Origin of the sequence: Clostridium gelidum (assembly GCF_019977655.1) — a bacterium.
GTDB classification, from domain to species: Bacteria; Bacillota; Clostridia; order Clostridiales; family Clostridiaceae; genus Clostridium; species Clostridium gelidum.
In genome coordinates, this window is record NZ_AP024849.1 from 2,919,249 (window position 1) to 2,931,515 (window position 12,267).

At 28.5% G+C, this 12,267-nt stretch carries 13 protein-coding genes; 11 read left to right on the forward strand and 2 right to left on the reverse strand.

What is annotated here, in order from left to right; translation table 11 throughout:
* The first annotated feature begins 24 nt into the window (after positions 1–24).
* Both psyc5s11_RS13055 and psyc5s11_RS13060 read left to right on the forward strand, forming a co-directional pair.
* Complete coding sequence (locus psyc5s11_RS13055) at positions 25–789, forward strand: hypothetical protein (protein ID WP_224037997.1); 765 nt, start codon at positions 25–27, stop codon at positions 787–789.
* A gap of 284 nt (positions 790–1,073) precedes the next feature.
* Positions 1,074–1,250, forward strand: a complete 177-nt coding sequence (locus tag psyc5s11_RS13060) for a hypothetical protein (RefSeq protein ID WP_224037998.1) — start codon at positions 1,074–1,076, stop codon at positions 1,248–1,250.
* 320 nt (positions 1,251–1,570) lie between these two features.
* Here the strand turns inward: psyc5s11_RS13060 and psyc5s11_RS13065 are convergent, their stop codons facing one another.
* Positions 1,571–2,680, reverse strand: a complete 1,110-nt coding sequence (locus tag psyc5s11_RS13065; RefSeq protein ID WP_224037999.1) for a DEAD/DEAH box helicase — start codon at positions 2,678–2,680, stop codon at positions 1,571–1,573.
* 463 nt (positions 2,681–3,143) lie between these two features.
* Between psyc5s11_RS13065 and psyc5s11_RS13070 the strand changes: the two genes are divergently transcribed.
* Positions 3,144–3,572: an RrF2 family transcriptional regulator gene (locus psyc5s11_RS13070; RefSeq protein WP_224038000.1), complete on the forward strand. Its 429-nt coding sequence runs from the start codon at positions 3,144–3,146 to the stop codon at positions 3,570–3,572.
* Between the two features lie 107 nt (positions 3,573–3,679).
* On the opposite strand, the gene psyc5s11_RS13075 is transcribed toward psyc5s11_RS13070, so the two are convergent.
* Positions 3,680–3,823, reverse strand: coding sequence for a hypothetical protein (locus psyc5s11_RS13075; protein WP_224038001.1), 144 nt, complete (start codon positions 3,821–3,823; stop codon positions 3,680–3,682).
* Between the two features lie 210 nt (positions 3,824–4,033).
* Between psyc5s11_RS13075 and psyc5s11_RS13080 the strand changes: the two genes are divergently transcribed.
* The 8 genes from psyc5s11_RS13080 to trpA all read left to right on the forward strand — a co-directional run bounded on the left by psyc5s11_RS13080 (position 4,034) and on the right by trpA (position 12,266).
* Entirely contained in the window at positions 4,034–4,696 is a 663-nt protein-coding gene (locus psyc5s11_RS13080) for a hypothetical protein (protein ID WP_224038002.1), read from the forward strand.
* 911 nt (positions 4,697–5,607) lie between these two features.
* On the forward strand, positions 5,608–6,999 hold the full coding sequence (trpE, locus tag psyc5s11_RS13085; RefSeq protein WP_224038003.1) for an anthranilate synthase component I: 1,392 nt from the start codon (positions 5,608–5,610) through the stop codon (positions 6,997–6,999).
* Positions 6,996–7,583: an anthranilate synthase component II gene (locus psyc5s11_RS13090; protein WP_224038004.1), complete on the forward strand. Its 588-nt coding sequence runs from the start codon at positions 6,996–6,998 to the stop codon at positions 7,581–7,583. Before trpE ends, psyc5s11_RS13090 begins: the two co-directional genes overlap by 4 nt.
* A gap of 117 nt (positions 7,584–7,700) precedes the next feature.
* Entirely contained in the window at positions 7,701–8,711 is a 1,011-nt protein-coding gene (trpD, locus tag psyc5s11_RS13095; protein ID WP_224038005.1) for an anthranilate phosphoribosyltransferase, read from the forward strand.
* A 29-nt stretch (positions 8,712–8,740) separates the two neighbouring features.
* Entirely contained in the window at positions 8,741–9,541 is an 801-nt protein-coding gene (gene trpC / locus psyc5s11_RS13100; protein WP_224038006.1) for an indole-3-glycerol phosphate synthase TrpC, read from the forward strand.
* A 47-nt stretch (positions 9,542–9,588) separates the two neighbouring features.
* Entirely contained in the window at positions 9,589–10,299 is a 711-nt protein-coding gene (locus tag psyc5s11_RS13105) for a phosphoribosylanthranilate isomerase (RefSeq protein ID WP_224038007.1), read from the forward strand.
* Positions 10,300–10,317: 18 nt separating this feature from the next.
* Positions 10,318–11,490, forward strand: a complete 1,173-nt coding sequence (gene trpB / locus psyc5s11_RS13110) for a tryptophan synthase subunit beta (protein WP_224038008.1) — start codon at positions 10,318–10,320, stop codon at positions 11,488–11,490.
* Complete coding sequence (trpA, locus tag psyc5s11_RS13115; protein WP_224038009.1) at positions 11,490–12,266, forward strand: tryptophan synthase subunit alpha; 777 nt, start codon at positions 11,490–11,492, stop codon at positions 12,264–12,266. Before trpB ends, trpA begins: the two co-directional genes overlap by 1 nt.
* Position 12,267 lies beyond the last annotated feature (1 nt).

Sequence of the window (12,267 nt, forward strand, 5' to 3'; positions counted from 1 at the left end):
ATACAGCAAAGTGAGGATTAATATATGAATAAAAATAAAAAGAATACTTTAATAGGCGCAGGAACTCTATTTGCTGGTCTAGCAGTTTTAGGTGGTACTGTATTAAATAGAAAATTACGAAAGAATAAGCAAGTACAAGAAACTCTGAAAAATAAGACCTATGAAACAGGAAGTATAAGAAAATTTGGTACTTTATATTTAAATGGTGGAAAACAGAAATGCCCAACAGATATAATTAACTATGATGATATTTGCGAATATATGGGAGAAAAAATAGAAATAAAAGATAGTGACAAGATGGCTGAAAACAATCTATTTTGGGTGGAAATTAATGATGATAATAAGAAATTTTTGATTTGCGATAGAAATATTTTAAAAGGAATTTCATGGGATGAATTAAATAATCAAAATTTAGTATTTGGTAAAGTGGTTATTATAGATGGACAAAAATATATCCTAAGACTTCTTAAAGGTGGAGATAAAAAGAAGGATGATGTAGATAATGAGTGGAATAGATATATAGTTAATGAAGATAACATTCTAGGACTTCCTTTATCATCTGAATCTGATAAAAGTGATAAAATTAGCAGCAATGGTTTAGATAAACTAAATGGAGAAAATAATAGCTTATGGCATTGGGTTAATATTTGCAGTCTTACACAAAATATAAAGCGTGAGAAATCATGTATAATAAGAGGTTTTTATTCTAACACTTATCTTAATGATGTAAAAAAAGAAGTAAGCTACAAAACAGTAGGATATAGACCAGTATTAGAAGCAATTGATTAATAAAAGAAAAATAGATACAATTTAAACTTTAATATAATTAAGGTTTGATAAAACAAAAAAAGAAGGTATAGTTGCAATTTTAGCAAGTATACCTTCTTTTTGGCATTAGCTATTTTTGATAAGCCTCAATAAATTATAAAAAAGTTAATATTAATATTTGAAACATAAAAAGAACTAGAAGAAAGAAATGATTGGGATAAATAATAACAATATGTCGAAATATATCGACAAATAGCATGGTAATATGTTATAGTATTTATATATAGAAACAGAGGAGGAAAAAAATGATAAAAGAATGTAAAAAAGGCTACGATGTAAATATAAGAAAATTTGGTATTCAAACCAATGTAATTTTACCATTTGCAAATGTTAATAGTGATGGTACATGCTCTATAAAATGTATAACAGATAAATGTGAATTAATTGATGTATGCGAATATAAAGATTATATTAAAGATTAAAATAACAATTTATATAGGTTCAAAAAATATGAATTGTTAATATTTTTCCACATACATTTAAAGGTAGTCCTAATTTAAAATTGGACTACCTTTAAGGCACATAAAAATAAATAACAAGTCCAAAGTTGCCATGAATATTTTTCATCAGGCAAGGAGGCGAATTGACCTCATAGCGAGCCTATTAGGTCAATTTGCCGACGCAGCATGATGGAAAATAGGCACATTAGAAAAGAGTAGCTGTGCTAAAATACGGAACTTCTCTGGCAAATGGACTTGTTATTTTTTTGATTGTACCTAAATAGACATATAAATAATTCAGTTTATATGTCTACATTTCTCCTAGGAATTTTAAATCCAATATTATTTTCAATTTGTTCTAATTCTCTCATGTTTTTAGGATCTACAAACATACATGTGTAACCACTTTCTCCAGCTCTACCAGTTCTACCTATACGGTGAATATAGCTTTCAACAGTTTCGGGTATATCATAGTTGTAAATATGAGTTATTCCACTTATATCTAAACCTCTTGCTGCTACATCTGTAGCTATTAAATATTGAATGTCTGCATTTCTAAAAGATTTCATTATTCGTTCTCTTTTGTTTTGAGGAATATCGCTATGTAATTTTACACAATCATATTTACGTGTATGCAGAATTACTTCAAGCTCATCAACTCTTCTTTTAGTTCTACAGAATATAATAGCCATAAATGAATTATCTTCATCTAATACTTTGCATAAAGCATCTCTTTTATTTCTATCAGTAGTTTCAACTACATCTTGTTTAATTGCACTTAACGTAACTTCTTCTTTTTTTATAGAAACTATACTTGGATCAATCATATATCTATAAGCTAATTTTTTTACATCTGAATTCATTGTTGCTGAGAAACAAAGGGTTTGATGTTTTTTAGGCATTTCTTTTATAATTGATTCAACTTCATTTTTAAAACCCATTAGTAACATTTGATCTGCTTCATCTAAAATGAAAGTTTTCAATTTACTTAAATCAATTGTTTTTCTTTCTATATGATCTAAAAGTCTACCTGGAGTTGCAATTATTAAATGAATATTTTTATTTAATTTTTTTAGTTGAGATCCAATATCGCGTCCACCATAAGTTGCTAATATATTTATGTTTTTGGCTTCTTTAAGCTTATTAGCTTCATTAGTTATTTGAATAGCAAGCTCTCTAGTTGGAGTTAATATAAGAGCTTGAATTTCATTTGACGCACAATTTATATTCTCAAAAATAGGAAGCAAAAAGGCAAGAGTTTTACCAGTTCCAGTTGCAGCTTCGGCTATTATATCGTGTCCTTCCTTTATAAGAGATATACATTGTTCTTGAATTGGGGTAGGGTTAGTGATTCCTGTATTTTTTAATATATTTATTAAATCATCGTTTATTCCTAATTGTTTAAAATTCATATTTTTCATACCTTTCATAATTAGATGTATAAATACCAAAAGCTAAAATTTAAAATATATATATAGAAATTTTAATTCTTCAGAAAAATAGGTGATAGTCACCAAATTAGGTATAGATTATTTTTACAACATATATATAAGAAATTTTAAAATCGTATAGTTATATTAATCTAGTATTTTAATTTTAATTAAGCACTACCCTATATAATATAGGTAATTAATTATAAAAGTCAATTAATAAAGAGCATTTATTGAAAAAAAGCTTTACAAAACGCAAAAATATGTTAAATTTAAATAGAGTAACAATATATACTAAAATTATAGGAATACTAGAAACGGTTATTTTTTAAAAAAGAAGAAATATGTATGATATTTTGTACATATGATACATTTCAATATTTGATTTTTTAAATATGACTCAATATAATTAACGTAAAGAGAAAGGCTAAGGTGTGGTGATTTTATGAAAATTTCAACAAAAGGTAGATATGGATTAAGAGCATTAATAGATATATGTTTATATGCATCAGCAGAAATGGTTACAGTAAAAAGTATCTCAGAAAGACAAGGAATATCAGAAAGATATCTAGAACAAATATTTTCTTCACTTAGAAAAGGTGGGATAATAAATGCTAAAAAAGGAGCTCAAGGAGGATATTTTTTAGCTAAGAGTGCTAGAGAATTTACAATTGGAGACATTTTAAGTGTTTTAGAAGGAGATTTACTTTTAATTGATATAGAAAAAGATGAAAATGCTATCGAAAATTTTATAAGTGAAAACTTATGGAATGTTATAAATAATAAGATAAGTTCATTTTTTAATTCGATAACATTGGAAGATTTAGCTAATGATTATAAGAATAAAAATAAAGAAGATATGTATTATATATAATCTATTTAGGCATAATACTTGGAATGGACTAGTATACTGACTTATTATTTTTTTTGAATTTGCATTAAAAGATTAAAATACAAGCCTACAATAATTGTAGGCTTGTATTATTTTATCTTAATGTCTTTCAATTTGTTTCTAATTTCATGGATTTCTGTTTCTAGAGTATGGATTTTACTATCTAATGTTTGCAGAACTTTAGCATTATGTAATTTTGATTTTTTATCTAAAGATTTATCAATATCCTTCATGATTTTAATTAGCTTTTGTAATAAATCATATGCTATTTTTTTGTTGAATTAGTCCATATATTCAAATAAGGCTAGCTTTTAGATTGCTTGCAGATAGTGAAACAAGTTCTAGTGAGTATAACGATAATTATAAAAACAATAAAATAAATATCTTGTTAAATATAGATATAATGGTATAATTTTTACATAATGGAAATTGAGGGGGAAATAATGAAAAGTAAATTATTAAAAAAATTTATAACTTTAACTATTATAGGGGCAACTTTATTAACTACGTTACCAATAGGAGCAAGTGCCGAATGGAGAAGCAATAATGTTGGCTGGTCGTATTCACAAGGAACTAGTTATTCAATTGGGTGGAAATTAATTGATAACAGTTGGTATTACTTTGATTCTAATGGTTATATGGCTCATAATACTATAGTGGATGGATACTATATTGAATCTAATGGAACAGCAGTTGCTACTTCAAGTGTAGGTATACCAATTAAAGTTCCAGCTAATTGGACAAAGTTGGATATGAAAGTAGCTGGAATTGATTTGAGTTATAATATGAATAATAAATCAGCGTTTATTTATTCAACTAAGGATTTACCTGCTGGATGTTCGGAAAGCATTTTTATGAGTGGCGTGAAAGCTGGATTATCAAGTAAACAATCAGATGTTCAAGTCAGTGAAAAAAATTATAATGGGAAAAAGGCTTTCTGCGCAGAGTATGTGTATACACAAAATTCTCAAACTTTAAAAAATTATATGGTGTTTATCTTTAATAATAATAAAGCATATGTTTTTGGGATATCAAGTAATTTAGACTCATTTGATAATAATAAACGAGAATTAGAAGATCTCTTGAATTTATCGTTAGCATTTTAATAGAAGATAATTCAAAAATAGATCACATTTAATTTCAATGTGATTTATTTGTTACATTGAAAACTATTATAAAGGCTAATGGAAATAAATATATTTTATATTTATTTTAAATATTTAGATAATAGTAGTAATAACTAGCATTTTAAATATAAACGCTGAAAACACATGAATTTTGGGATATTATGAATTGGCAAAATATATAAAAGATGCATATAATGAATATAAAGCTAAAACCTGTGATAAGAATAGTAAATAATAAAGCTTAGTGTAAAGAGAGTTCGAGAGCTTGGTGAGATTCGAATACTGTAGATATTATTGAATGGGTCTTTGAGGTGACATTTTGAAATTTTGAGTAGGAATGTACGGGAAGTCAGCCGTTAAAATGACAGGATATAAAATATGAGAATTATAAATCTAATTTAATTTGTATTTGTAGAAAATAAATAATATTAAAGATTAATTAGCTTTTAAATTTTATTATTAGTATCTGATAAAGTATATACATTAGGTGGTATAACGAAATTATAACATTTCGTCCTTGTAAGGATGAAGTGTTTTTTGTTTATATTTTTATTATTTTTGATTAAGGAAATATGTATTTGGGCAAGTTATTTTTATAATAATATTTTTTGGATTTTGTAAGAAAAATATTTATCATTAAAAATTGCCAAATTAAATCTTAATTAAAATGTAAAATTATGATTACAAAATATCACGTAGATTGTATTAAAATTTGGGTGGCATAACGAGTCACTTCGTCCCAAAATTTGGGGACGAAGTGGCTCTTTTTATATAAAAAATTTCATTCCTAACAAAATAAAAGGAAGTTAAGTCGTATTAACGACTTAACTAAGTTCGAGGAACCAAATCATAGATTTGGATGCTCACTTATCACTTAAGGGGGAAAGATTATGACTAATATATCAAAAGAGAGTTTTAATGAAAAGAAGAATTCTGAGACTGTATTTTCTTTAATAAGCGAATTTAGAGGTGATGAAATTACTCCTATAAAAATTTTTGATGGGTTTAAGGGAAATAGAAAATTTATATTTGAAAGTGGAAGTAAGGAAAATTATTTTGGAAGATATTCATTTCTGGGAGAAAATCCTTATAAAGAAGTTTCTGGTGATACGCAAGAGGAAATTAATGAAATTAAGAAAGAAATTAGAATAAAGTTTGATAAAAACACTAATTATTTTTCATTTAAAGGTGGAGCAATTGGATATATGGGTTATGACTCTATACAATTGTATGAAAAGAAGCTTAATTTTAAAAATAAAGATGAATTAAATGTTCCTATAATAAGATTTAATTTTTATGATAGATACATTTGCTATGATCACTTTACTCATAAGGTTTATATTGTAGATAATATTTTAAAAAATGACAAACGAGATTATGATGAAATAATTAAATCACAAGAGAAATATATAAATAGTCTCTTATATAAGCCAACAGTAACTGAAAAATGTGAGGAAAAGAAAGACATCAATTTTAAATTTCATACTTCTAAAGAAGATTATATTGAAAAAGTAAAACGAGCAAAAGAACATATTTTAGCAGGAGATATTTTTCAAGTTGTATTATCTCAAAGGATGACTTGCGAAACTGAAAAATCCTATTTTGAAATTTATAGAAGACTTAGAGAAGGAAATCCTTCACCTTATATGTTTTTAATTGATTATGATGCTTATCAAATTATAGGATCATCACCAGAAAGTCTTGTGTCAGTTAAAGAGGGTAAAGTTATGACAAATCCAATAGCTGGTACAAAACCAAGAGGAGAAACTCCTGAAATAGATAATGCACTTGAAAAAGAACTTATGGAAGATAAAAAAGAACTAGCAGAACATGTTATGCTTGTGGACCTTGGAAGAAATGATATAGGTAAGATAAGTAAAATTGGCAGCGTAAATGTTAGTGAGTTTATGAAAATTGAAAAATTTTCACATGTAATGCATATAACAACAAAAGTTGTTGGAGATATAAAAGAGACTTGCGATGGTTTTGATGCAATAGCTGCATGCCTTCCAGCAGGAACTGTATCAGGTGCTCCTAAAATAAGAGCAATGGAAATTATAGAAGATCTTGAAGATTATAAAAGAGGAATTTATTCAGGCGCAGTTGGATATTTTTCATATGGCGGAGACATGGATGTGGCAATTGCACTAAGGACTATTATATTACAGGGTAAAACTGCTTACCTTCAAGCAGGAGCTGGAATTGTTTATGATTCAGTAGCAGAAACAGAATTTGAAGAAGTTCAAAACAAATTAAAAGTTTTAAAGGAGGCTTTAAGATGATAGCTTTAATAGATAATTACGATTCATTTACATTTAATTTATATCAATATTTAAGTGAATTTGCAGAAACTAAAGTTTTTAGAAATGATGAAATAACTATAGAAGAATTAAGCGAATTAAATCCAAAGGGAATAGTTATTTCACCAGGACCTGGAGTTCCAGAAGATGCAGGGATTTCAATAGAAGTAATTAAAAAATTAGGGAATAAAATCCCAATACTTGGAATATGCCTTGGACATCAAAGTATTGCAGCTGCCTATGGTGGCAATGTAATACGCGCAAATGAAATTTTTCATGGTAAAACTTCAAAAATTCAAGTTAAAGGAAAAGATATATTTGAAGGAATCCCAAGAAAATTAGATGTTATGAGATACCATTCATTAATAGTTGAAAATAGTTCTCTTCCTAATTGTCTTGAAGTTTTAGCTTTTACTGTAGAAAGTAATGACATTATGGCAATTAAGCATAAGGAATACAATGTATTTGGACTTCAATTTCATCCCGAATCAATATATACTCCAAAGGGCAAGCATATGATTGGAAATTTTGTAATCAATATTTGTGAAGATAAATTAAACGATTAATTTGCAAGGTAGTAAAAATACTCTTATATATTAGTACGTTGTAAAAATAAAATGAAATATCATTAATAATAAGCAGTAAATAAGCAAATAATAAAGTGATTTTGAGGGGGATTTAAAATGACAATTGATAAGGCAATTAAAAAATTATCTTCAAAGGAAGTATTAACTGAAGATGAAGTAAGAGCTGTAATAAATCAAATTATGAGAGGAGAAGCAACATCTTCTCAAATTGGTGGGTTTTTAATCGGTCTTAGAATAAATGGAGAAACTCCAGCGCAAATTTTAGGTGCAGTTAAAGCACTTAGAGATAATTTAATTCCAGTTAAAATAGAAGACAATGCACATCTTATAGATACTTGTGGAACTGGTGGAGATGGATCAAAGACGTTTAATATTTCTACAGCAGTTGCAATAATTGCAGCAAGTGGAGGTGCAAAGGTTGCAAAGCATGGTAATCGTGCAGTATCTAGTAAAAGTGGAAGTGCAGATGTACTTACAGAGCTTGGGATAAAAATTGATTTTGATGAAAGTCAAAGCAAAAAGATAATTGAAGAAAATGGAATGGCATTTTTATTTGCACCGAAATACAATGGAGCAATGAAAAATGTAGCAAAGGAAAGAAAAGAACTTGGAACAAGAACTATATTTAATTTAATAGGACCTCTTTCAAATCCAGCGCCACTTACAGGACAACTTATGGGAGTATATGATGGATCATTAATTGAAATTGCTGGAGAAGTTTTATTAAACCTTGGAATAGAAAGAGCTATGGTTGTATACGGTGATGATGGCTTAGATGAAATTACAACAACAACAACTACTAATGTATGTGAAGTTAAAGATGGAAAAATTATAACTTATAAATTAGATTCAGAAAAACTTGGATTTAAGAAGGCAACTTTAGAAGATTTAAAAGGCGGAGAAGCAAAAGAAAATTCAGAAATAATATTAAGTGTATTAAAAGGGGAAAAGGGAGCACCAAGGGATATAGTAATAATAAACAGTGGAGCTGCGCTTTATGTTGCAAAACTTGCTGACTCTTTAGAGGAAGGAATAAAAAAAGCTATTGAGCTTGTTGATTCAGGGGTTGCTTACAAAAAATATGAAGAACTTGCAAGCTTAAAATAAGTCGTAAAGTAACTAGGGGGTAATGTATTTTGATCTTAGATGATATTATAGCAAAGAAAAAAATTAGAGTAGACAAAAGAAAAAAAGAAATTCCTATTAAAGAATTAGAAAAACAAGCGCTTCAAAAAGTTAAGGTTGAAGCAGAATCCAATTATAAAAATCCTTTTAAAACTGCATTAACGAAAGAAGGGTTATCTGTAATTGCTGAATTTAAAAAGGCTTCCCCTTCAAAAGGTGTAATTGTAGAAGAGTTTAATGTAAAAGAAATATTGAATTATTATAATTACCTTGGGGTTGATGTATTTTCAATTTTAACTGAAGAAGATTTCTTCTTAGGATGTGACGAATATCTTAAAGAAATAAGAAGGATTTCACATACTCCAATTCTTAGAAAAGATTTTATAATAGACTACTATCAAATTTATGAAGCTAAGATTTTAGGTGCTGATGCAATATTACTTATTGTAAGTGTTTTAGGTGATAATTTGGGAGAATTTTATCATGAAGCAAAAAGATTTAATTTAGAGACTTTAGTTGAAGTTCATAATAAAGAAGAACTAGACTTGGCGCTTAAATATGATTGTGAGATTATAGGAATAAATAATAGAAATTTAAAAACTTTTGATGTAGCATTAGATACTACTAAAGAGCTAATTAAAAGCATACCAAAAGACAAGGTAATTATAGCAGAAAGTGGCATTATGAGTATTGAAGATTTAAAGATGATAGAAGAATTTGGAGTAGATGGGGCTTTAATTGGAGAATTATTTATGAGAAATATAGATAATTCAGATTTTAAATCTAAATATAAGGAATTTAGAAACAAATAACTAATATATATATCATTCAAAAATATTTGCATATGTGAGGATTTAATATGATTCAAGTTAAAATATGTGGAATAACTAATAAAAAGGAAATAGAATATTTAAATATTTTAAAACCAGAATACATAGGATTTGTATTTGCAAAGAGCAAAAGGCAAGTAACTGGGGAAAAAGCAAAGGAATTATGCTCAAATTTAGATGAAAACATAAAAAAAGTTGGGGTATTTAAGGATAATTCAATAGATGAAATTTTAGATGTTTTAGGAAATGTGGATTTAGATGTTATTCAACTTCATGGAAAAGAAGATGAAGACTTTATAAATTTATTAAAGAAAAACATGAATAAATCCATAAAAATATGGAAAGCAATATCTATAAAGGATATTAAAAGTATGAAAAAATATATTGCACGCAATAAGCAGTCAGTAGGTAATGAAAAACAGGGGGATTATTTAATAGATAATTTTCTAATAGATGGTGATAATCCAGGCAGTGGAGAAGCATTTTCTTTAGAAAATATAAATGAATACTTTGGTGAAGATTATGAAACAGGATATGTAAATGATTGTATTTTTAAACAAAGTAACTTCTTTTTAGCTGGGGGAATAAGTGCTGAAAATGTTATAGAGAGAATAGCTAAGGCAAATCCGAGTGGTGTTGATGTTTCATCTGGGGTTGAAATCATAGATGGAGATGGAAATAGAACAAAGTCTTTTGAGAAAATGAAGAGTTTAATTGAAAAAGTTAGAACAATTAAATAAGAAAGGTTGGGAAAAATAATGAATGGTAAATTTAATGATTTTGGGGGACAATATGTTCCTGAAACTGTAATGAATGCTTTGATAGAACTTGAAGGCGCATATGAAAAGGTAATAGATGACAAGGAATTTATAGAGGAGTATATGTATAATTTAAAATACTATACTGGAAGACCAAGTCCCCTTTATTATGCTGAAAATATGACTCGCGATTTAGGTGGAGCAAAAATTTATTTAAAGAGAGAAGATTTAAATCATACAGGAGCTCATAAGATTAATAATGCGCTTGGGCAAGTGCTTTTAGCTAAGAGAATGGGCAAAAAGAAAGTTATAGCAGAAACAGGTGCAGGACAACATGGTGTTGCAACAGCTACAGTTGCAGCAAAATTTGGAATGGAATGTAAGGTGTTCATGGGTGAAGAAGACATAAGAAGACAAGCTATGAATGTAAAGAAAATGGAACTTTTAGGTACAGAGGTGGTTCCAGTTTTAAATGGAGCTAGAACTTTAAATGATGCTGTGACTGAAGCAATAAGATATTGGGCTGCAAATGTAGAAGATACATTTTACGTTTTAGGAACAGCTGCGGGTCCACATCCATATCCAATTATGGTTAGAAATTTCCAAAGAGTCATAGGTGATGAAGCAAGAAAACAAATTGTAGAGCTTGAAGGAAAACTTCCTGATTATATTTTAGCTCCAGTTGGTGGTGGAAGTAATGCCATAGGAATATTCTATCCATTTATAAATGATGAAGAAGTTAAGCTTATAGGAGTTGAAGCAGCTGGTAAAGGTATTGAGACTGGAGAACATGCAGCTACTATGGCACTAAGAGAAAAAGGAATCTTACATGGAATGTTAAGTTATGTTCTTCAAGATGATCAAGGAGGAATAAGTGAAGCTTATTCAATATCAGCAGGTCTTGATTATCCAGGAGTTGGACCAGAACATGCTTATCTTTGCGAAACAAATCAAGCTACGTATGTAAGTATAACAGATGAAGAAGCTGTAGATGGATTCATGTATTTAACAAAAATTGAAGGGATAATACCAGCACTTGAATCATCACATGCTATAGCTTATGCTAAAAAATTAGCACCAACATTAAGTAGTGATAAAATTATGATTATAAATCTTTCAGGGAGAGGAGATAAAGATATGGATGCTGTGCTTGCATATCTAGGTGATAAATAATGAATAGAATAGATGTATCATTTAACAAAGTAAAAGAAAATAAGGGGAAGGCATTTATACCTTTCGTAACATGTGGAGCAGATTTCACTATTGAAGAAACTGCTGATTTGATAGTTTCACTAGACAAAGAAGGATCAACAGTAGTTGAAATTGGAGTACCATTTAGTGATCCACTTGCAGATGGCCCTGTAATACAAAACGCATATACTAAATCTCTTAATAATGGAACAAAACTTAAAGATGTATTTAGATGTGTGGAGCTTGTAAGAAAATCTTCAGAAGTACCTATTGTAATTATGGTTTATTTTAACGTTGTATATTTCAAAGGAATAGAAAAATTCTTAAAAGAAGCGGCAAAAAATGGAGTAGATGGACTTATAGTACCAGATGTTCCTCTTGAAGAAAGAGGAGAACTGAGTAAACTATGCGAAGAAAGTGGAATTTATTTAATTCCACTTGTAGCTAGAACATCAAGAGACAGAATAGCAGCTATAACTAAAGATGCAAAAGGTTTTGTATATTGTGTTTCAAATAATGGAACTACAGGAGAAAGAACCTCTTTAGATAGTGGAACTCATGAATATTTAGAAGAAGTTAGAAAGCTTGTAGATGTTCCAATGTGTATTGGTTTTGGAATTTCTTCAAAGGAAGTTGTAAGAGAAGTTAAAGACTATTGTGATGGAGTAATAGTTGGAAGTGCAATAGTTAAGAGAATGGCTGAAGGGAAAGAAGCAGTAATTAACTTTGTAAAAGATTTAAAAGAGGGCTTTAATTAAT

Excerpts from the sequence above, each read along its gene's own strand:
- psyc5s11_RS13090 (WP_224038004.1), top strand. The coding sequence starts at position 6,996 with ATGATAGCTTTAATAGATAATTACGATTCATTTACATTTAATTTATAT.
- psyc5s11_RS13060 (WP_224037998.1), top strand. The coding sequence starts at position 1,074 with ATGATAAAAGAATGTAAAAAAGGCTACGATGTAAATATAAGAAAATTT.
- psyc5s11_RS13105 (WP_224038007.1), top strand. The coding sequence starts at position 9,589 with ATGATTCAAGTTAAAATATGTGGAATAACTAATAAAAAGGAAATAGAA.
- psyc5s11_RS13075 (WP_224038001.1), bottom strand. The coding sequence starts at position 3,823 with ATGAAGGATATTGATAAATCTTTAGATAAAAAATCAAAATTACATAAT.
- psyc5s11_RS13080 (WP_224038002.1), top strand. The coding sequence starts at position 4,034 with ATGAAAAGTAAATTATTAAAAAAATTTATAACTTTAACTATTATAGGG.
- trpE (WP_224038003.1), top strand. The coding sequence starts at position 5,608 with ATGACTAATATATCAAAAGAGAGTTTTAATGAAAAGAAGAATTCTGAG.
- trpD (WP_224038005.1), top strand. The coding sequence starts at position 7,701 with ATGACAATTGATAAGGCAATTAAAAAATTATCTTCAAAGGAAGTATTA.
- trpA (WP_224038009.1), top strand. The coding sequence starts at position 11,490 with ATGAATAGAATAGATGTATCATTTAACAAAGTAAAAGAAAATAAGGGG.
- psyc5s11_RS13055 (WP_224037997.1), top strand. The coding sequence starts at position 25 with ATGAATAAAAATAAAAAGAATACTTTAATAGGCGCAGGAACTCTATTT.
- psyc5s11_RS13065 (WP_224037999.1), bottom strand. The coding sequence starts at position 2,680 with ATGAATTTTAAACAATTAGGAATAAACGATGATTTAATAAATATATTA.
- trpB (WP_224038008.1), top strand. The coding sequence starts at position 10,318 with ATGAATGGTAAATTTAATGATTTTGGGGGACAATATGTTCCTGAAACT.
- psyc5s11_RS13070 (WP_224038000.1), top strand. The coding sequence starts at position 3,144 with ATGAAAATTTCAACAAAAGGTAGATATGGATTAAGAGCATTAATAGAT.